General features: G+C 42.8%; 18 protein-coding genes and 1 riboswitch. Of the genes, 6 read left to right on the top strand and 12 right to left on the bottom strand.

The window, feature by feature from the left end; genetic code table 11:
- Nucleotides 1-14: 14 nt before the first annotated feature.
- Nucleotides 15-1,421: a DHA2 family efflux MFS transporter permease subunit gene (locus M1E09_RS18565; protein ID WP_456275032.1), complete on the bottom strand. Its 1,407-nt coding sequence runs from the start codon at nt 1,419-1,421 to the stop codon at nt 15-17.
- Between the two features lie 183 nt (nt 1,422-1,604).
- Nucleotides 1,605-1,868 carry a hypothetical protein gene (locus tag M1E09_RS18570; protein WP_456272303.1) on the bottom strand — a complete coding sequence of 88 codons (264 nt, stop codon included), beginning with the start codon at nt 1,866-1,868 and terminating at the stop codon, nt 1,605-1,607.
- 158 nt (nt 1,869-2,026) lie between these two features.
- Between M1E09_RS18570 and M1E09_RS18575 the strand changes: the two genes are divergently transcribed.
- A complete protein-coding gene (locus tag M1E09_RS18575; protein WP_456272304.1) occupies nt 2,027-3,475 on the top strand; it encodes an MDR family MFS transporter in 1,449 nt (482 codons plus the stop codon).
- 105 nt (nt 3,476-3,580) lie between these two features.
- Here M1E09_RS18575 and M1E09_RS18580 read toward each other — a convergent pair whose 3' ends face one another.
- Entirely contained in the window at nt 3,581-4,264 is a 684-nt protein-coding gene (locus M1E09_RS18580) for a hypothetical protein (RefSeq protein ID WP_456272305.1), read from the bottom strand.
- A 411-nt stretch (nt 4,265-4,675) separates the two neighbouring features.
- Here M1E09_RS18580 and M1E09_RS18585 point away from each other — a divergent pair, with 411 nt between their 5' ends.
- Nucleotides 4,676-5,725: an NAD(P)/FAD-dependent oxidoreductase gene (locus M1E09_RS18585; RefSeq protein ID WP_456272306.1), complete on the top strand. Its 1,050-nt coding sequence runs from the start codon at nt 4,676-4,678 to the stop codon at nt 5,723-5,725.
- Between the two features lie 109 nt (nt 5,726-5,834).
- Here the strand turns inward: M1E09_RS18585 and M1E09_RS18590 are convergent, their stop codons facing one another.
- From M1E09_RS18590 to M1E09_RS18605, 4 genes are all read right to left on the bottom strand, one after another.
- On the bottom strand, nt 5,835-6,872 hold the full coding sequence (locus M1E09_RS18590; protein ID WP_456272307.1) for a ribonucleotide-diphosphate reductase subunit beta: 1,038 nt from the start codon (nt 6,870-6,872) through the stop codon (nt 5,835-5,837).
- 18 nt (nt 6,873-6,890) lie between these two features.
- Entirely contained in the window at nt 6,891-9,122 is a 2,232-nt protein-coding gene (locus M1E09_RS18595; RefSeq protein ID WP_456272308.1) for a ribonucleoside-diphosphate reductase subunit alpha, read from the bottom strand.
- Between the two features lie 22 nt (nt 9,123-9,144).
- Nucleotides 9,145-9,612 (bottom strand): acyl-CoA thioesterase, encoded by a 468-nt coding sequence (locus tag M1E09_RS18600; RefSeq protein ID WP_456272309.1) that lies wholly within the window; start codon nt 9,610-9,612, stop codon nt 9,145-9,147.
- Between the two features lie 159 nt (nt 9,613-9,771).
- A riboswitch (cobalamin riboswitch) is annotated at nt 9,772-9,955 on the bottom strand.
- 298 nt (nt 9,956-10,253) lie between these two features.
- Complete coding sequence (locus tag M1E09_RS18605) at nt 10,254-11,210, bottom strand: calcium/sodium antiporter (RefSeq protein WP_456272310.1); 957 nt, start codon at nt 11,208-11,210, stop codon at nt 10,254-10,256.
- A gap of 435 nt (nt 11,211-11,645) precedes the next feature.
- Between M1E09_RS18605 and M1E09_RS18610 the strand changes: the two genes are divergently transcribed.
- Complete coding sequence (locus tag M1E09_RS18610; protein ID WP_456272311.1) at nt 11,646-12,590, top strand: isopenicillin N synthase family dioxygenase; 945 nt, start codon at nt 11,646-11,648, stop codon at nt 12,588-12,590.
- A 53-nt stretch (nt 12,591-12,643) separates the two neighbouring features.
- Here the strand turns inward: M1E09_RS18610 and M1E09_RS18615 are convergent, their stop codons facing one another.
- A complete protein-coding gene (locus tag M1E09_RS18615) occupies nt 12,644-14,089 on the bottom strand; it encodes a DEAD/DEAH box helicase (protein ID WP_456272312.1) in 1,446 nt (481 codons plus the stop codon).
- Between the two features lie 483 nt (nt 14,090-14,572).
- On the opposite strand from M1E09_RS18615, the gene M1E09_RS18620 reads away from it, so the two are divergent.
- Together M1E09_RS18620 and M1E09_RS18625 are read left to right on the top strand one after the other, a co-directional pair.
- On the top strand, nt 14,573-15,016 hold the full coding sequence (locus tag M1E09_RS18620) for a S1 domain-containing RNA-binding protein (protein WP_456272313.1): 444 nt from the start codon (nt 14,573-14,575) through the stop codon (nt 15,014-15,016).
- Nucleotides 15,017-15,149: 133 nt separating this feature from the next.
- Nucleotides 15,150-15,317, top strand: a complete 168-nt coding sequence (locus tag M1E09_RS18625) for a hypothetical protein (protein ID WP_456272314.1) — start codon at nt 15,150-15,152, stop codon at nt 15,315-15,317.
- Between the two features lie 54 nt (nt 15,318-15,371).
- Here the strand turns inward: M1E09_RS18625 and M1E09_RS18630 are convergent, their stop codons facing one another.
- Nucleotides 15,372-16,385 carry a DoxX family membrane protein gene (locus M1E09_RS18630; RefSeq protein ID WP_456272315.1) on the bottom strand — a complete coding sequence of 338 codons (1,014 nt, stop codon included), beginning with the start codon at nt 16,383-16,385 and terminating at the stop codon, nt 15,372-15,374.
- Between the two features lie 212 nt (nt 16,386-16,597).
- On the opposite strand from M1E09_RS18630, the gene M1E09_RS18635 reads away from it, so the two are divergent.
- The gene (locus M1E09_RS18635; RefSeq protein ID WP_456272316.1) at nt 16,598-17,704 is read left to right on the top strand and encodes an aminopeptidase; all 1,107 of its coding nucleotides are present in this window, start codon (nt 16,598-16,600) and stop codon (nt 17,702-17,704) included.
- A 131-nt stretch (nt 17,705-17,835) separates the two neighbouring features.
- Here the strand turns inward: M1E09_RS18635 and M1E09_RS18640 are convergent, their stop codons facing one another.
- From M1E09_RS18640 to M1E09_RS18650, 3 genes are read right to left on the bottom strand one after another with little or no spacing between them, the layout of a single operon-like run.
- Nucleotides 17,836-19,089 (bottom strand): FtsW/RodA/SpoVE family cell cycle protein, encoded by a 1,254-nt coding sequence (locus tag M1E09_RS18640; RefSeq protein WP_456272317.1) that lies wholly within the window; start codon nt 19,087-19,089, stop codon nt 17,836-17,838.
- On the bottom strand, nt 19,089-19,499 hold the full coding sequence (locus tag M1E09_RS18645; RefSeq protein WP_456272318.1) for a PadR family transcriptional regulator: 411 nt from the start codon (nt 19,497-19,499) through the stop codon (nt 19,089-19,091). Before M1E09_RS18645 ends, M1E09_RS18640 begins: the two co-directional genes overlap by 1 nt.
- A complete protein-coding gene (locus tag M1E09_RS18650; protein ID WP_456272319.1) occupies nt 19,499-20,035 on the bottom strand; it encodes a sigma-70 family RNA polymerase sigma factor in 537 nt (178 codons plus the stop codon). Before M1E09_RS18650 ends, M1E09_RS18645 begins: the two co-directional genes overlap by 1 nt.
- Between the last annotated feature and the right edge of the window lie 339 nt (nt 20,036-20,374).

The raw sequence follows: 20,374 nt of genomic DNA on the forward strand, positions 1-20,374 counted from the left end.
CACGCAGGGAAGATCTATTCCTCCTCAGGACTCGTCTTTCTCAGGAAAAAGGCAAGGATGATGCCGATTCCGGCAACGACTCCCGCAACTATAAAGGAAACATTGACTCCGTGAATCAACCCTTCCATTCCATATTCAGCAGGGTTCAGTGCACTGTTCGTCATGATGGTGACAAGCAGGGCAGTTCCGACTGAACCAGATATCTGTCTCATCGTATTATTCATCGCTGTTCCGTGGGGAATGAGCCTTGAAGGCAGCTGATTGAGCCCGGCCGTTGTTACAGGCATCATCACCAGCGCCACCCCGAACATTCTCACCGCATTCACGACGGCCATATAGGTAAAGGATGTTTCTGACGTCAGATTGGTAAAGAAGAACGTAGAAATCGTCACGATCGTCAGTCCGACTATCGCCAGCATCTTGGCGCCGAACTTATCAAATATCCTGCCGCTGACAGGATTCATGATTCCCATCAGTAAAGCCCCGGGCAGAAGCATCAGACCCGATTCAAAAGCAGAGAACTTGTGCATGTTCTGCATATAAATCGGCAGGATTGTCGCTCCGCCGATCATTGCAATGAACATGATCATGCCGATGATGGTTGCCAAAGTAAACATCTTATACCTGAATACCTTGAATTCAAGGATCGGTTGCTCAAGGTTGGACTGTCTTTTGATAAAGATAGACAGAGTTATCACTCCCAGCAGCAGCGATAGGATAACCTGAAGACTGCCCCAGCCTGCTGTTCCGGCCGTACTGAATCCATATAGTATCCCGCCAAACCCGAGGGTTGAAAGGATGATTGATAATACATCCAACTTGGGATTCGTAAGTTCTGTAACATTTTTCAAGACGAAATAAGCAATGACAAAATCGATAATCGCTATAGGGAGCACTATGTAAAACAGAACACGCCAAGGATACTGATCAACGAGATACCCCGAAAGTGTAGGGCCAATAGCCGGTGCAAACGAAATCACCAAGCCGAACAGCCCCATGGCAGAACCCCTTTTCTCAACCGGAAAAATGACAAAGAACACGGTCTGCATCAATGGGATCATAATTCCGGCACCCGAAGCCTGTACGATCCTTCCAATCATCAAAAAGAAAAAGTTAGGCGCAACCGCACATATAAGGGTCCCGAATGCAAACAGGCCCATGGCTGTCAAAAACAATCTTCTTGTCGTGTAACGTCCAATCAGGAATGCAGTAATCGGAATCATTACACCATTTACCAGCATGAACACCGTCGTCAGCCACTGCGCTGTATTGGCACTCAAGTCAAGATCTCTCATTATATGTGGCAGTGCTGTTGCCAGCAGAGTCTGATTTAAGATAGCAGCGAAAGCTCCGGAGATTAATATGGCCACAATCGGAGCAATTTTTATATTTTGTTCTTCCTTTGTTTGAGACTTCTCCATTTTCTTACCCTCTTTTCCAAAAGCCTGCTCAATTAGTTTGCTGAAAATAAAATCTTCTATGCGACTCCAAGGGAATTGCGGAATGACAACTTTCACTTCATTGAGCATTTTTCCATTTAGTTCCCGATTCATAAAAATAGAAACAGCCTGAAACTGTTTCGGTTACCGTAATAATTGTAGACCTTAAATAATCTGAGAACAATCAATATGCTTACTATTCACCAAATTTGCTTCGCCTGAAGGCTCGTCAGAATGAACAACAACACTGTTTACACTGCTGTCCCTCCTGCTTGCAGTTATTTTTTCTTCCACATTCAGGGCATACTTCCAAGAGAGACCTTTTTGATGATGGAAGTCATGATGTAATGCTTTTGATCTGAAAAATACGATTGCCGTTATAGCATTCCAGAGTTCATCAATATGGTTAATAGACCGATGCCATTCCATTTAATCGTTCCTCTCTTACTTTTCTTTGATAATTTACTTACGGCCAGTGTTTATTGGGGTTTTAATGTAATTTGAAATTTTTAAACTCAATTGCTTGAGATTTCATTTTAATTGGAGGATTATAGATAGTTGTATTGATAAAAAAACTGGAGGATCTTATGGAAACAAAAATAAATTCAAAAGCTATACTCATCACCTTCATGATTGGAGCGTTCTTCGCGATCTTGAATGAAACCCTGTTAAACATCGCTCTTACCGAGTTAATGCTTGTATTCAATGTCGACGCTCCTACAGTCCAATGGATGGCGACCGGCTTTATGCTTGTAATGGGCGTGTTGATGCCTATTTCTGCACTGCTGATTCAGTGGTTTACAACCAGGCAGATGTTCATCGGTGTCATGTCGATATTCTTGCTGGGCACGATTATTGCTGCGTCCGCTCTGAATTTCCCAATGCTGTTGACCGGCCGGATGATTCAGGCTGTGGGAACAGGCTTGCTGATACCTGTTATTTTCAATGCCCTGCTTCTGTTGTACCGGCCCGAAGTCCGCGGAAAAATCATGGGAACCTTCGGCCTTGTCATTATGTTCGCACCGGCGATCGGCCCTACATTGTCTGGTGTCATCGTTGACCTTCTGGGCTGGAGATGGCTCTTCATCACCGTCATTCCATTTGCTGTATTCTCGATTTTGTTTGCGGTAAAATACCTGCAAAATGTCGGGGAAGTCACACGCCCCGGCGTCGATGTGTTTTCCATCCTTCTTTCGTCGGTCGGGATCGGCGGAATTGTGTACGGCTTCAGCAGCGCCGGTGAAGAGGGAGCCGGTTTCACTTCTGCAAGGATCATCATTATCCTTGCCATCAGTGTGATCAGCCTTGTTGTATTCGTATTGCGTCAGCTGAAGCTTGATGAACCACTGCTCGATGTCCGTGTATTCAAGTATAAAAGCTATGCAAGAGGAATCATCTTGTTTGTAATCGTGATCATGGCCATGTTTGCATCGGAAATCGTCATGCCGATGTACTTGCAAGGACCGCTCGGCTACTCCGCAAAAGTTGCAGGATTGCTGTTATTGCCAGGTGCTTTGCTGAACGGGCTGATGTCGCCGACAATGGGGGCCCTATTCGATAAATACGGACCGCGTAAGCTCATTATCCCCGGGACTTTTACTCTCGTCGGAGTCATGATCTTTTTCAGTAATATCAATCCTTCTTACCCAATTTGGTCATTCATTCTTGTCTATATGGTACTGATGCTGTCGATCTCGGCTATCATGATGCCGGCTCAGACAAATGCTCTCAATGAATTGCCCAAGAAACTTTATCCTCATGGAACGGCAATCGCCAACACGCTTCAGCCGATTGCCGGAGCGCTGGGTGTATCTATATTTGTCAGCATCATGACGCAGGGCCAGGAAAGCTATCTGGAAGGGCAGGCATCAGTGACAGAGGAAATTGCCAATAAAGCAATGACTTATGGTGTTCACCATGCCTATTGGTTTGCCCTGGCACTTGGCGTGATCGCGTTTATTATTGCCCTATTTGTGAGAAAGGCAGTATCTCCTGATTTTGATGAAGAAGAGAATACTGCTGAAACAGGAGCCTGATTCTTTTGAATCGGGCTTTTTTTATGTGGTGGCCTTAAGGACTTTTAGTTTGGCTTTTCTAAATCTAAGTGTCCTTAGGAGACTCTTAAAGACACTTAGTTTGGATTATCCAAATCTATGTGTGGCTTGGAGCCCTCTAATGACAGTTAGTTTCTCTTTTCCATTTTTAACTGTCGCTTGAGTCCTTCTAAAGACAGTTAGATTCTCTTTTCCATTTTTAACTGTCTCTTGAACCCTTCTAAAGACAGTTAGTTTCTCTTTTCCATTTTTAACTGTCGCTTGAGCCCTTCTAAAGACAGTTAGTTTCTCTTTTCCATTTTTAACTGTCGCTTGGACCCTTCTAAAGACAGTTAGATTCTCTTTTCCATTTTTAACTGTCGCTTGAACCCTTCTAAAGACAGTTAGTTTCTCTTTTCTATTTTTAACTGTCTCTTGAGCCCTTCTAAAGACAGTTAGTTTCTCTTTTCCATTTTTAACTGTCTCTTGAGCCCTTCTAAAGACAGTTAGTTTCTCTTTTCCATTTTTAACTGTCTCTTGAGCCCTTCTAAAGACAGTTAGTTTCTCTTTTTCATTTTTCACTGTCTCTTGAGCCCTTCTAAAGACAGTTAGATTCTCTTTTCCATTTTTAACTGTCTCTTGAACCCTTCTAAAGACAGTTAGTTTCTCTTTTCTATTTTTAACTGTCTCTTGAGCCCTTCTAAAGACAGTTAGTTTCTCTTTTCCACTTTTAACTGTCGCTTGAGCCCTTCTAAAGACAGTTAGATTCTCTTTTCCAAATCTATCTGTCACTAGGACACCTTTAAAGACAGTTAGTTTCTTTTCTTCAAATCGATGTGTAGCTTGCACCTCTTTAAAGACAGTTAGTTTCTCTATTCCAAATTTTTCTGTCGCTAGTCCATGTTATTGCGTCAGAATCGGCATGGTTGCGGCGAATATGAGCAGCCCTCCGTCAATTGGGATTGATTTTTCACCTGGAATCTCAATCGACATACCTTGACAATCAGTTTCTCACCCCAGTCAATATATAAGTGACCCTTATGAAGGCGGGATATTGTAAATACAGTTTTTAAAATTTTCATTGATAACGATTATCAATTTCGGTTACAATGATACTAACAATTCTATTTAATAACACTGTCAACGTATTTTCGAGAAAGATTCTTAGATAAATATACTTAGGGGAACAAGGAGTGGTCAGCTATGAAGGAAATCGAATGCTTTGATGTAACCATCATCGGGGGAGGGCCGGCAGGATTGTACTCAGCTTTTTACAGCGGCCTAAGGGAAATGAAGACAAAAATCATTGAGTTTCAGGCCGAGCTTGGCGGAAAAGTTCATGTGTATCCTGAGAAAATGATCTGGGATGTCGGCGGTTTGACTCCAACACCGGGTGCAAAGCTTATCGAGCAGCTTGTTGAGCAGGGATTGACGTTCAATCCGGAAGTAGTTCTTAATGAGAAAATCATTTCAGTATCACGGAATGAAGACGGACACTTTCTTTTAAAAGCTGCTTCAGGTAATGTCCACCTTTCAAAAACGGTCATCATGGCTGTAGGCAGCGGAATCCTCAAACCTCATAAGCTGGATATTGAAGGGGCAGACAGATATGAAATTTCCAACCTTCATTATACTGTTAAGTCTCTTAAGTATTTCAAGGACCGCACTGTCATCATTTCCGGAGGCGGCAACTCGGCAATCGACTGGGCGAATGAACTGGTGCCAATTGCCAAGCAGGTGTACCTGACCTATCGAAAAGGCCAGCTTAACGGACATGAAGCCCAGGTTACCCAGCTAATGAATAGTTCGGCTGTCTGCCTGATGAATACGTCCATCTCCAAATTGATCGCCAAAACTGGAGAAGATTCTATCGACAGAGTGCATTTGACTAACCATGAAACAAAAGAAGTCACTACGCTAGCCATCGACGATGTTGTCATCAACCATGGCTTTGACCGGGATGCCTCACTGCTTGAAGACAGTGAGCTCGATATCCGGATGATGGATGAATACTATATTGAAGGTACGACGATGTGCGAATCCTCCATTCCAGGGTTGTTTGCCGCAGGGGACATTGTGAAACACGAAGGAAAATTGAACCTGATTGCCGGAGCGTTCCAGGATGCGGCCAATGCCGTCAATAAAGCGAAACAATACATCCAGCCTGAGGCCGGAGCGTTTGCAATGGTTTCATCTCATAACGAAGTGTTTAATAAGCGGAACAAAGAGCTTGTGAAGCAGCTGGTGAAATAATTAAAGAAGGGCGTATTCTCTCTTGAATGAGGACTACGCCTTTCTTTAATTAGCAGCTTTTGGTGCCAGGTTCCATTGTGCCTGGCACATTTTTTATCTCATCCTCCCTCTACAACTCATCAAACCCATTGGCATCCGAGGTCTTCGTATATTGCCTCGATTTCTGTTCAAAGAAATCCGTCTTGCCGAGATCGACCTCCTGATAAGCAACAATCCATCGTAACGGATTTGACTTGAATCCTTCAAAGGGCGCCTGGAATCCAAGCTGCTCCGCCCTTCTGTTCGCCATGAATTTTATATACGCTTCTAAATCGGACATTAATAGCCCTTCCATGTCATTTCCAATGATCTGCTCAGCCCATTCGACCTCCAGCTCTGCCGCCTGCCTGAATGCTTCTTTTCCAAACACACTCAGTCCATCTGTATCATATGCAGGGTTTTCCCGCAGAATTTCTTTGAATATTTTCTCAAACAGCCCGACATGAAGCTGCTCATCCCTGTTGATATAATTGATCATCGTGGACGTGGCAACCATTTTTTGATTACGGGCCAGGTTATAAAAGAAGGCAAAACCGGAGTAGAAGAACAGGCCTTCGAGAATGACATCGAACACAATGGAGTGAAGCAGGTTAGAGACATTCGGGTTTTCCACGAACCCGCTATAGCCGTTTGTGATGAAATCATTTCTTTTTCTCAATATAGGTTCTGTCCGCCAGTATTCGAAAACCTCATCCTGCTTTTTTTTCGGAACGATGCTGGACAGGACGTAACTGTAAGAATGGTTATGGACAACCTCTTGCTGAGCCAGGATGATCATCAGTGCATTCATGCTTGAATCGGTCAGATAATCTGCAACCTTTCCGGCATAATCTGTCTGGATACTGTCCAGCAATGCAAGGAGGCCTATCACTTTCAGGAAGGTATCCTGTTCTTGTGGATTTAACCCTGGAAACTGTTTGATATCCTTAGACATATTGATTTCGAACGGTGTCCAGAAATTCCCCAGCATCCTCTTATACTTCGGATAGGCCCATGGGAAGCGGACATCATCCCAATTTAATATATTTGAACTCTTTCCGTTCACTATACCTGTAGAAGCATTCGGGGCCTCCGGATCTATAAGGTTTCTCTTCTTCAAAATGGTCATTGTGGTTCCTTCCTTTCCTTAGCTGTGGCAGCTTTCGCAATCTTCGGCTTCGGCGTTCGAAGTAGAGCGGACATAATAAGTCGTTTTTAATCCGGCCTTCCAGGCGTCCAGATGAATATCCAGAAGCGCTTTCGCTTTGATATCATTTCGCACATAAAGATTGAACGAAATCGATTGATCGATATGCCGCTGCCGTTTGGCATTCTGCTTTATACTCCAGTGCTGGTCGACATTATAAGCTGTTTTGTAAAACCAGGTTGTATGCGGAGAGAGGCCTGGAGCTGTGACAGGAATCTTGTAATCTTTTTTTTCCTCAGAATATTCAAGCCTGAATAGGGGATCGATGCTCGCTGTCGATCCGGCAATAAGGGCCGTCGATGAGTTGGGTGCGACAGCCATCAGCCAGCCATTGCGCATACCTTTGCGCTGAACATCCTTCTTTAACTCAACCCACCTGCCAGACTTATACTCTCTCTTTAAAAAATAACGGCCTGTCGACCATTCGGACCCTTCAAAATAAGGGTACGCCCCTTTTTCCTCTGCCAAATCGCAGCTCGCTTTTATCGTATAGTAGGCGATATCTTCATAGAGTGCATCACAGTAGTTCACAGCCTCATCACTTTCCCACTTGATTCCTTCCAAGGCCAGCAGATGATGCCACCCATAAGTACCGAGGCCGATTCCGCGGTATTTTTCATTAGTAAGCTGTGCCTGCAAAACCGGGATGTCATTGATATCGATGACATTGTCAAGCATCCTTACGGCAATGGTCGTGACCCGTTCCAGTACTCCTTCTTTCACGGCCTTGGCTAACGAAATGGATGATAGATTGCAAACCACATAATCACCGGGCTTTTTATAGGTGATGATCCTGCCGTCAACGACCGTTTCTTCTTCCAGCACCGTCGGACTCATGTTCTGGGTGATTTCGGTACACAAGTTACTGCAGTAAATCATTCCTTTGTGCTGGTTGGGGTTGAGCCTGTTAACGGTATCACGGTAAAACATGTATGGTGTTCCCGTTTCAAGCTGGGAAATCATAATGGATTTGAATAGTTCAATGGCCGGTATGGTTTCATGTGACAATTCAGGATGGAACACACAGGCCCAATATTTTTCCCTGAACGAGCCTTCCCCTTCTTGTTCGTCATAGTAATCTTCAAGCGAGAAGCCCATCACCCTCCTTACTTCATGCGGATCAAATAAATACCATTCCCCCCTGTTCTCAACCTGCTCCATGAATAAATCAGGGAGGCAGACTCCGGTAAATAAGTCGTGGGTACGCTGGCGCTCATCCCCATTGTTTAATTTCGAGTCAAGGAATGCCAAGATATCCCGATGCCAAATATCAAGATACACGGCAATCGCACCCTGTCTCTGTCCGAGCTGATCAACCGAAACTGCCGTATTGTTCAGCTGTTTCATCCAGGGAATGACGCCCGAACTGACTCCTTTAAACCCTTTGATATCACTGCCCCTGCTTCGGATTTTCCCTAAGTAGACACCTATTCCCCCGCCATTTTTACTCAGGGTGGAGACATCAGTGTTAGAGTCATAGATATTGCGTAAGTCATCTTCCACTGTATCTATGAAACAACTTGAGAGCTGGCCGTAACTTTTCCCGGCGTTCGCCAATGTCGGGGTCGCGACTGTCATGTATAAGTTGGAAAGCGCCCAGTAAGACTCCTGGATCAGTTTCAGCCGCTTCTCTTTCGGTTCATTTGCCAACAGGGTCATCGCGATGATCATGAACCGTTCCTGCGGAAGTTCGATAAATTCCCCGCGGTGCGACTTGGCCAAATACCTCTCAGCGAGCGTCACAATCCCTATGTAAGTAAACAGCTTGTCCCTTTCAGGATCGATGATGGTTTCGAGATAATCAATTTCTTCTTTGGAGTAACTCTTCAGGAGCCGTTCATCATAAATTCCCATTCTCTCCAGTATGTTGATTAAGTGATAAAGCGATCCGTACGAACGATCTCCTCTTTGGAAAGAACTTAAGCGATACAATTTTTGCAAATAGATTTCCGATGCTGCAAACGTCCAGTCAGGTTCACTGCTGCTGATCCTTTCAACTGCTGACAGGATCAGCGTGTTCTCAAGCTGGTCGATAGACAAATCCTGTTTTACTGCGAGCGTTTGAGAAACTTTTTCCTCATATTCGCAGAATGAAATGATTTGATGGTTACGTTTTAAACTTTCCAGTAGCCGTACTGTCCTCTGATGAAGCGTTTCTGTTATTACTGACATGGTTGTTCCTCCTTATTATCGATTAATGGGATCTCATTTCCAGCCTGCGCTGCTTTCTCACCTTGGCCGTTTTCAACAATCTCTCCTCTTCCTCTGATTGAGGACTGACTCCCGGAACCGGGGATGGCATTCCACTTTCATCCTTTGCCACCATCGTTAATATGGAAGTGGTGGTAAGGGTCCTGGTCCCTTTTTCCAAATCTTCACTCTCCACTTTCACAAACACTTCCATCGAGGTCCTGCCTGTGGAAATGACACATGCCTCCAGGGTCAAAATATCACCCACTGTCGCTGATGATAAAAAATTCACGGTATCAATCGAAGCTGTGACGACAACTTTCCTGCTGTGTTTCATTGCGGAAATCGCTGCGATCTCGTCAATATAGGACAAAACCGTGCCGCCAAATATGGTACCCATATGATTCGTGTTGGGCGGCAGTACCAGCCGGGTTACAATTGTTCTTGATACATCTGATGATAATGTTTGCATGTAAATGCTCCTTTTCCGTTTGTATGGCTGCTTACAAGCGAGAAATGGGAAATAAAAAAACCCATCACAAAGGATGGGTTTTAAACGTTGATATACTAATAGACAAATAGCAGGCCTACCAATTTACCCTCGTTATACCTTCCCAATTCCCGAAGAAGATAACACGCTATAAATATGGCAGGTCTCCTGACTTGTGCTTCATTCTACTTTAAGTCCTTCCCGTCTCTTTTGAAGACAGTGGCCGTCACTTATTTCGTCAGCACTTACAGTTGCGGGGACAGTTCCGGATTCTCACCGGATTCCCTATTAAGTCTATATAGACACCTTATTTATCGGCATACACAATATGTAGTTATAATAATATTAAACGAACACATAATATTGTGTTCTCTTTTTAGATGATAAATGAAATGCAGGCGGAATACAATAGATTTGATTCATAAATTTTATAATGATGAAGATATACTAGTGTCTTATGAATGAATAATCGAGGCAAGACTGTTGAAGCATAATCCCTTATTGATCTGAAATAGGCTAACATTTCAGGCGCAAAGTGGGACGATTAAGAAAAGGCGTAACCCAACATAAGGGTTGCGCCTTTTGACTTTCATTCGACATATTCCGAGGCGTGCCTGTCACACTCAGTTACGCACGATAATAAATACCGCATACGCAATATAAGCAATGACCAGGAAAATCCCTTCAAATTTCCCCACTTTGAAATTTGTCCTTGAGAAGATGAGCAGAAGCCCGGTGAGAATGATCATAAGCAGAACATCGATGAGAATTTTACTGTCAATCTGCAAAGGAGATATGACCGAGGCTGTTCCCAGGACAAATAAGATATTGAAGATATTGCTTCCTACAATATTTCCAATTGCAATATCACTTTGTTTTTTGATTGCTGCTGTAATCGAAGTAATGAGTTCTGGAAGCGATGTCCCTACCGCTACAATTGTAAGGCCGGCCAATGTTTCACTCATGCCAAATGACAGAGCAATTTCGGTGGCATTGTTAACGACGATGTCGCCGCCGAAAATAATGGCAGCAAGCCCGCCAATGGTCAGTAGTATGTTTTTCCACCAGGAAACCGGTTCCGAAGGAGAATGCACCTCTTTCACCTTGTCCCTGCTGTGTCTGGCAACTTCGAATATATAATAGAGAAAGACAGCAAAGAACAGCAATAGGATCAAGCCGTCGCTTCTGGTGATGATGTTTTCGCTCAGCGACTGCAGCCCGATATCACTGACTAATATCAATAAAGCGATACTCGCCAATAAAGTAAACGGTATTTCTTTCCGTATTGTTTCATTTTCAACTTTTAATGGATTCAAAAGAGCTGTCAATCCAACAACAAGCGTTATGTTGAAAATATTGCTTCCCACAACATTTCCCACCGCTACTCCGGCACTGCCCTCTAATGCAGCCACAATACTTACTGTTGCCTCAGGTGAACTTGTTCCGAAAGCGACAATGGTTAAACCGATTAATAAAGGGGAGACATGAAGCGCCTGGGCAATTTTTGAGGATCCTTCCACAAAGAAGTCAGCACCTTTTATCAAAAGAGCAAAGCCCAGTATTAACAAAATATAAGCCATCGCCTTCCTCCTTTCCTCAATAAAACATTCAGCTTCAGTTTACCCTGAATATTGGGTTGTATCACATAAATAACCAAATCGAATTTAATTACTGGCTTAAAGACCATTAAGGTATTGAACACTGTTTTCCGTAACACATCTATACTCCTAAAAAAATCAGCGAGTGTTCATTGGAAAAGGAGCAGTAATTCTTTTAGATTAATCAGATTGCACCTCTATTACTATTTCAGCCTCACATCTTTCTTAATATTTATAACTTTCCAATTCTATTATACTTTAAAATCATCCCCACAAAAATAGTCAGCAGTCGTGTAATCAATAACTAAGTTGACCGACGTCTGATCTTCTTCTTAAAAATGTCTTTACACCTAGTTATATACCTGTATAATAATAATGGGGTTTTGAAAGCCCTTACATAGCAAGGGGGAAGATAATATGGTACATATTCGTACATTGAACTTAAAGGATTACACATACGGTAATTCTGAACAGCGTAAAACATTTGCAGAAGAGTTTGTTGCTGGCTTGAAAGAGACTGGATTCATCATTCTCGAAGGCCACGGAGTTGACCCGAACCTGATCGAAAAAAACTATGACATGTGGCACAAATTTTTCAACCTGGATACAGATACAAAGAAACAATATGAAAGTGTTCTTGGGGGAGCGCGCGGTTACACGGGCTTCGGTAAAGAGCATGCTAAAAACCGTACAGTCGGGGATTTAAAAGAGTTCTTCCATGTTGGACAAGAACTTCCTGTCGGGCATCCGTTGGCTGGGGAGTACCCTGAAAACCTTTGGCCTGTAGAAGTAGAAGATTTACGCAAAAATGCTGTAAACTTCTACCGTGAACTTGAACGAGTGGCACGCAACATGCTGGAAGCACTGGCTCTTGATATGGATCTGCGTTCAGACTTCTTCTCTGACATGATCAAAGACGGAAACAGCATCCTTCGTGCGATTCATTACCCTGCACTGGATGATTCCATGGATCCAAATGCAATCCGTGCCGGTGAACACGAAGACATCAACCTGATCACCCTTTTGGTTGAATCGACTGCGTCAGGGCTTCAGCTTCTGACTCGCGATGGCGAATGGATGGATGTAAAAGCAGAAAAAGGCCAAATCATCGTCGATGCTGGAGACATGCTTTCCAGAATTACAAATGAAGTGATTCCTGCTACAACTCACCGTGTCGTGAATCCAAAAGGCGAAAACACTTCTCGTTTCTCTATGCCTTTCTTTGTTCACCCATACAGCAGCGCGCTTCTGGAGACCATTCCTTCTTGCGTTTCTGAGGACAATCCAGAGAAGTACCCTGCAATCACAGCTGGTGATTTCTTATACGAGCGTTTGGTTGAAATCGGACTTATTAAAAAATAATAACTATACAAAAACCATCAGCCTTTTATAGGTTGATGGTTTTTGTTTTGAGGTTATTTTTTCGCCTCATGCACCTTCAGCAGTTTGCCTTTGACGGTTGTGCTCTTCATTGTTTTCAGGACGAGCGGGCCTTTTCCATTAAGGATATCTACATATGTCAGGTTATCCTGTATGGAAATGATTCCGATATCGTCTGCAGTGACACCATCAATTTTGGCGATGGTACCGACAAAATCCACCGGGCGGAGCTTCTTTTTCTTACCGCCATTAAAGTACAGCTTCATGATATCCTGGTTCAACCTGGCAGCTTTATCCTCTTTAACATCAGGGAGCTCATCCAATTTCCTTTGAAATGCCGCCTGTTCGTTTTCTACTTCCTCTTTCGACGGCGGTTTAACCTTTGTGATGGTAAAACCGATATATTCTTCTATTTCCTGTAAAAATCGATCTTCATAAGGAGTTACAAACGTAATCGCTTTGCCTGTTCTGCCCGCTCGCCCAGTACGCCCGGTCCGATGCACATAACTTTCCTTTTCCATCGGAAGGTCGTAATTGATGACATGGGTGATATTATCAATATCAATTCCTCTAGCGGCAACGTCGGTTGCGACCAAATACCGGAATTCCCCTCTTTTGAATTCGTTCATGACAGCAAACCGGTCTTCCTGTATCATTCCCCCATGCAGCTTATCGATGGGATATTCAAGGTTATCCAGCTGCTCAAACAGGTTGTCTACTTTATCTTTTGTTCGGCAGAAGATGATACAGCTGTCTGGATTTTCCACAGTTGTCACATCTGAGAGGAGTGAGAATTTCTCCTCTTCCCTCACCACCATGACAGAGTGTTCAATTTTTTCGGTGGTAAGACCTTTTGCTTCAATAGTAATATTCATTGGATTGCTCATATATTTATGGCAGAGATTTTCAACATCTTCAGGCAGTGTTGCCGAAAACGTAAATGTCACTCTGTTACCCGGCACTTTCGTTATTATCGCTTCGACTTGTTCAATGAAACCCATGTTAAGCATTTCATCTGCCTCGTCAATCACAAGATATTTTACTTTGTCTAAATGCAGGCTGCCTTTTTCAATGTGATCCAGGACCCTGCCAGGCGTACCCACCACTGCATGAGTCTTTTGCTTGAGTTCAAGTTTCTGTCTTTCAAAAGGCGATTTCCCATAAATGGCTGCTGCTTTAATTCGTTTGAACCTGCCAATATTGGTAATGTCATCTTTGACCTGTACAGCCAGCTCCCTTGTCGGAGTAAGGATCAGGGCCTGCGGCTTGTTCTCTTCCCATTCCGCCAGTTCACAAATCGGTATCCCGAATGAAGCGGTTTTTCCGCTGCCTGTTTGAGATTGAACAACAATATCTCTTTTATCCAAAGCTGAAGGTATTACTTTTCTCTGCACCTCAGTTGGCGCTTCATATCCCATCCCTGCAAGGGCTCTGACGATTTCTTCACTTAATCGGTAATCTGTAAAACTTGTCGTATCCATGAAAGACCTCATTCGTGTTGGTTTTTATTTTGTACCTTGTTAAAAGAGTGATGTTGTTTTTATAGACCTATTTAGATGAAGCTGCATGATTTCCGCTCCAATCAACCGTTGTTTCAATATCCCACTGAAACCTTAGTTTCTAAAAAGAAAAATACATGATTGCTTTTATAACCAGGTTCCAGAATACCTATTTACTAATAACAGAAGCAGCATCAGAATTAAATGCAGTTTGTGAATAGATAAAAATTCAGCACCTAAACCTGAGTAACAACATCATCAGCTAACAAAGCCACTTTTTCAATAGTATATTACATGCGTAAATTTGATTTGACTGCATATTCTATTATGTAACATTATACGCCAGTTCATTATAAGTGCCTAATGGCAGACCGGCTAAAACGGCAGCCATGAAACACCATTAGATATTGTGTGAGATATTTGTTATAATAAGGCGTTGTTACAATTATTAAGGGGGAACTTTTTTTGGCAATCGAAATAGGCAGCAAGGTTAAAGGTAAAGTAACTGGTATCACTAATTTCGGGGCATTCGTGGAATTACCCGAAGGCTCAACCGGTCTCGTGCATATCAGTGAGGTGGCGGACAGCTATGTTAAGGATGTCAACGACCATCTTAAAGTAGGCGATGAAGTTGAGGTTAAGGTAATTAGTGAGAATGCGGGCAAAATTGCCTTGTCAATCAAAAAAGCGGTAGATAAACCAGAAGGATCTTCTTACACTAAGCGTCCTCCTCGCCAAGGAAGAGACGGAAGGCCAAATAAAGACTTCCGCTCAAAAGGAAACTTCAAACCAAAAGAATCTTTCGAAGATAAAATGGCTAAATTCCTTAAATCCAGCGAAGAAAATCTTGCCTCACTAAAACGCAACACAGAAACAAAACGCGGCGGCCGAGGCGGAAGACGCGGATAATTCTTCTTTGATGCACCACACAATAGACTATGGCAAGCACAGACCGCTTGCCTTCTTTATTTCTCATCACTTTATTCAGATCAATATATCAGCCACGGCTCTAATATAATCAATACCCAGAAAGGATGAGGACATGGGAAAATGTCTATATACCATCGGTGAAGAAGTGAACATAAAAACATCGAACGAACCAGTTACAATCCTTAAATCACAATACGTCAAAAACATGAAAAGATATTCTTACATTGTGAAAGAATATCCTAACACCTTCTTTTTCGAAGAAGAATTGACGAAACAATAATAAGAAAGCACCCGTTCACTTGAATGGGTGCTTTCTTTCTGCTTGAATGAAAACCTAAGCAAACCGATAATACAAAAGAACAAAAATCGAAAGCGTAAAGAGAAAGTTCAGGAAGATGAAGACGATCTGATCCAACCTTGTTTTATGGATTTTGATGGGAGGGTCGTAGAAAGATACTCCTTCAATAATGAAAATGATCAGGACAATATGAATCATCAAATGGCCGACAATCTCGGTTACCCCGAAAAGCATGGTTGTGGATATGAAAATGAGTGTCAGGACAAAGGCCAATACCCTGTTCAAAATTCCAACTATGAGAAGATAACCGACCACAAATTCAATGAATGCTGCCAGAACTACAAAGGTTTCCGGAGCGAACCCAAAAGTCGGAACACCATGGCGGTGGATGATATCGACACTCATGGCAGGATACACCCACTTTTCAACCGCAACCCAGCACAAGGACAAACCTGTTCCCAAATACAAAAATGGAAATCCCCAATTCTCAAGCTTGGTTTTCCCAATCAATAACACAGCGATGATGGCAAGGTAGAAACCATAATCAAGCATATGGAACAAACCTGTTTCACTGAGCTGATAGATAAACAATCCCAAAAGAACAAGTGCTCCTGCCTTTGTGGCATAGTGAATCGGGATGCACAAGAGGACGATTGTTGCCCAGACTCCTATGAGCATCGCCTGGTTATGTATCTCAAATTCCGGCGCAAAGATCGAACCCGACAGAACTTGAACGACCAATGCCAAGGCCGTCCCGTATTTAAGAATGTATCGTGAAGAAACCCGATAATGATCAAGAGAATCGTTCACTCTTTGTACAAATGGAATCTTCTCAATCATCGGTTGCAGGATCAGGGTGATAACAGATAATAGAACGGCCACTATCAGTGACAGTGTCATGAACATGGGAGATAATATTTCTTCGATCGCTACCTTTTCAGGCGTCCTTTCTGTAAACCATTTCACGTGGGCTTGCGCCAGAATGGGAGTCAGAAGGAACAATACAGCCAATATGGATAGCGTTGTGACTCTTGATTTCAAGTATTTCATCTTTACCTCCATAAGCCCTTTTTTATCTATCTTCTGTTAAAAGATTTGATTTATACAGCTTATAATCTGCAGGCTATCAGGAAGGCTTTGTGCTAGAATGAAACGGTATGACGTATATTTTAGTGACAGCTGCATTCCGCTTTCGTTCTTGCCTGCGGCTCGGTATTTACCGATATGTACTGTCACCAAACTGAATTTTGGAGGAAAACAGCATGGATTCTCGATTGCAAATGCTCGCTGAAACGGTTGTCCACTATTCTTTGAATGTAAAACAGGGGGACAAGGTATTGATTATTGCTCTGGATGTTGGAGAATATGACTATATCGCTCCTTTCATAGATGAAACCTTCAAAGCTGGCGGCCAGGTATTCGTTGACCGGAGTGATTACAGAGTGAACCGGAAAATGATGCTGTCCGGCACGAAAGAACAGTTCCAGCTGGATGCCAAGTTGAAACTCGATCAAATGAAGGAAATGGATTCGGTCATTCTGATCTTAGGTGAAAACAATATTTCCGAATATGCCGATATCCCTTCTGATAAAAGAAATGCTTACCGCCAGGCTTATAAGCCGGTCAACGACGAACAGCTGAAGAAAAAATGGGTGCTGTTCAACATTCCGACAAAGGGCTATGCCCAGCTTGCCGAAATGAGCACAGACGCTTATTCAGACTTTCTTTATAAAACCTGTACAATGGATTACAGCAAGATGTCCGAGGCGATGGATTCACTTGTGAAATTGATGGATGAAACAGAAAAGGTCCGCATCACAGCTCCTGATACAGACCTCAGTTTCTCAATTAAAAACATGCCGTCCATCAAATGTGACGGCAAAATCAACCTTCCGGATGGAGAGGTATTCACCGCTCCGATTAAGGACTCGGTCAATGGGAAAATCACGTTTAACACGAAATCAATCTATGGCGGGCAAACCTTCAATAATGTGGAACTGACATTTGAAAACGGAAAAATCACCTCCTGCCAAAGTGATAATACTCAAAAACTCACAGAACTTCTTGATTCAGATGAAGGCGCAAGGTATATCGGCGAATTTGCCATAGGAGTGAATCCATATATCGATCACATCATGAATGATATCGGATTTGATGAAAAAATAAACGGCAGCCTCCATCTTGCCATTGGGGAAGCGTACGAAGTAGCTGATAATGGCAACAAATCTTCTATTCATTGGGACATTGTATTGATGCTCAAGCCTGAGTTTGGCGGCGGGGAGATCTATTTCGACGATGTGCTGATCAGTAAGGATGGCAGGTTTGTGGTGGAGTCATTGGCTGGGTTGAATCCTGAAAACTTAAAGTAGTAATTGAAAAGCTCTGAGGCATAATGCCTCAGAGCTTTTTAAGTTATTCTATTTCAGTTGTAAGGTTTCCTCTTTCACCATTCCACAGATATTAGATTCCGTTAAATCTGCTTGGAAATTAAAAACCAGGTTTAATTAACAGTTGCCATAACAAAATCCTTGCGGCGGTATACACTGAGCACAATTCCTACAATTATTGAGTTTAACAATGTCGGCATCAAGCCGTAGCTGATGAAGGGGAGTGAAATACCGAGCATCGGCAGGAAGCCCATCAGCATTCCGATATTATAAATGAATTGAACAGTGAACAATGATACTCCCCCGATAACCAGCAGCTTACCGAAGTGATCCCTTACTTTTATACTTATAAGAACCATACGCATCATTAGGAATAACAGGGTTGCAAAAAGTAAAGCTGCCAGCAGCCAGCCATATTGAAAGGTAAAACTGACAAACACAAAGTCGGTATGTGCGGATGGAATGAACTCCGTTTCCCCAAACCGGCCAAACCATCCTGCCTGGCTGATCAATTCTTTGATCCTCAGGTACATATATCCACTTGTTTTGGCATACTCTTCGGGATTTAAGAACGCGACAAACCGTTCTTTATATTCCAGGCTTCTTGTCATAATCAAAAGTCCCATGATGATAATTCCAGCGAGAAACGCTGAAATGATTCTTCTTTTAACAGAACTCCACCAAATCATTGTGAACACCATGATGATATAAATGAAGGCCGTTGTTAAATACCCAATTGCCAAAAACAACAATAAAGGGACAATAAATAAAGCTCCCGCCTTCACTAATTTCAACTCTTTCTCTGCGAAAATAGCAGACCATGCAATATAAAAGAACGGAAGAGCCATTATACTTTCTATGGACAACCGCCCAACAGCCAGCATGGGAACACCATTGATTTGCTGGTTGGGGATTGTGATAAGCATGAACAAAATCAATATTCCTGCTCCATAGAAGAACCATTTGTATCTGAATAGCTTTCTGTAATCAATCAGCATCAGCCCGATTGCTGCCCCGATCCCAAGAAGGGTAATGATGGCTTTCGATTTCGCGAAGTAAGCGCCCTCCATATTCCACGTAAGCATCGGCAGAATACTGAAAGCAATGGTAATGAGCAACAGCCCTGACAGCCACCAGTCAATTTTCGGCTTATGGATTTTATTGAAGTCCTTCCCGAGTGCAGCAGGGTTGCCCATCTGCTTAACAGCTGTTTCTTCTGCTGCTTCATCGGCGTAACCCTGTTCAATCAATCTCTTTTTCTCAGCATCCATATGATCATTCAGTTCCCGGGAGACGAGGGACTTTGCTTCAGTGGATTTGATGTGGAACAGGACATCATCCAAGAACTGTTTTCTTTTTCCGCCCACTATTGCCTCACCTCCACCAAGGTGCCAAGGACACTTTTAACCTCTACATTGTTTTTCTCCTGCTTTTTCAAAAGCCTCCTGCCTTTATTGCTCAGCTTGTACAGCTTCCCGCTCTCTTCTATCCACGCTGATTCCAGATAGCCTTTACTCTCCATTCTGTGAAGCACCGTATAAAGAAGACCTTCTTTATCCTCAAATTTTTGAATGCCCCTGCTTCTCAACTGCTTCGCCACTTGAAAGCCTGTTTTTTCAGAAGCCAGCAGCTGCATGACCGCAAACAGGATGTCTTCATCTTTTTCTTCGTGGAGGAGTTTACTATGTATTTCATTGCGATGTGCCTCATTGAAATCCAGTCCCCTGAATGTTGTGTTCTTCATTGCTCTTTTCAGATTCTTTAATCGATTTTCCATTATTGCTCCCCTCCCAATTGTTCTTTCAGCAGGCTCTTGGCTCTTCTTAACCGTGTCTTGACTGTATTTGTTTTCTGTTCTGTCACCTTGGCAATTTCTTTGATCTGCATCTCTTCAAAATAATATAAATAGATGACTTCCCTGTATTGGACCGGCAGATTCATTACTGCCCCCGCCAGCTCTTCATCCTCTTCCTGCCTGATGACGGACTCTTCTACACTTTTTCCGCTCTGCCTGTCAGTGGCTTCTGTTTCTGTGAAAACCACCTTGTTGTTATACCAGCTTTTCAGGTAATCTTTACTGTGATTGATGGCGATCCTCCATAACCATGTCTTTAGTTTCGATTTCCGATTATAGGTATGCAGATTTTTATAGCACTTAACAAAGATCTCCTGGGTCAGGTCCTCAGCAATGGTTTGATTATGGACATATGAAAACACAAGCTGCAGAATATCCTGTCCGTAATTTCTCATGATTTCATCGATCATTATCTCTTTATCTTCAAGTTCAAACATTTCAGTCATTAGCTCTTCCACTTTTTCCCCTCCCATACATTTAGACGAGGCCGGATGTTACGAGGTTTTTGTGTATTTTGTTTTTTTATTATACTCCCATTCGCCAGCTTTCTGGGTATCAATACCTTTATTAAGGATATCACTGGTAAAACTACGTAGTTCTGTTTTGGGTGTACTAAAGTTCACTAATTGAGTATGTCACCAATAAGAAGGATATTTAAAATAAGAGAAAATTTTTCCGTTAAACTGCAGAATTCAGCTGGGGAGAGGAAAATAAGGGAAGGATTTTCCGTTAACCATGCTTAGTAACCCAATTTTGATGATTTTCAAGTAAATAACGGAAAATTTTTCCCTTAATTG

It is taken from the genome of Bacillus sp. AK031 (assembly GCF_053903065.1).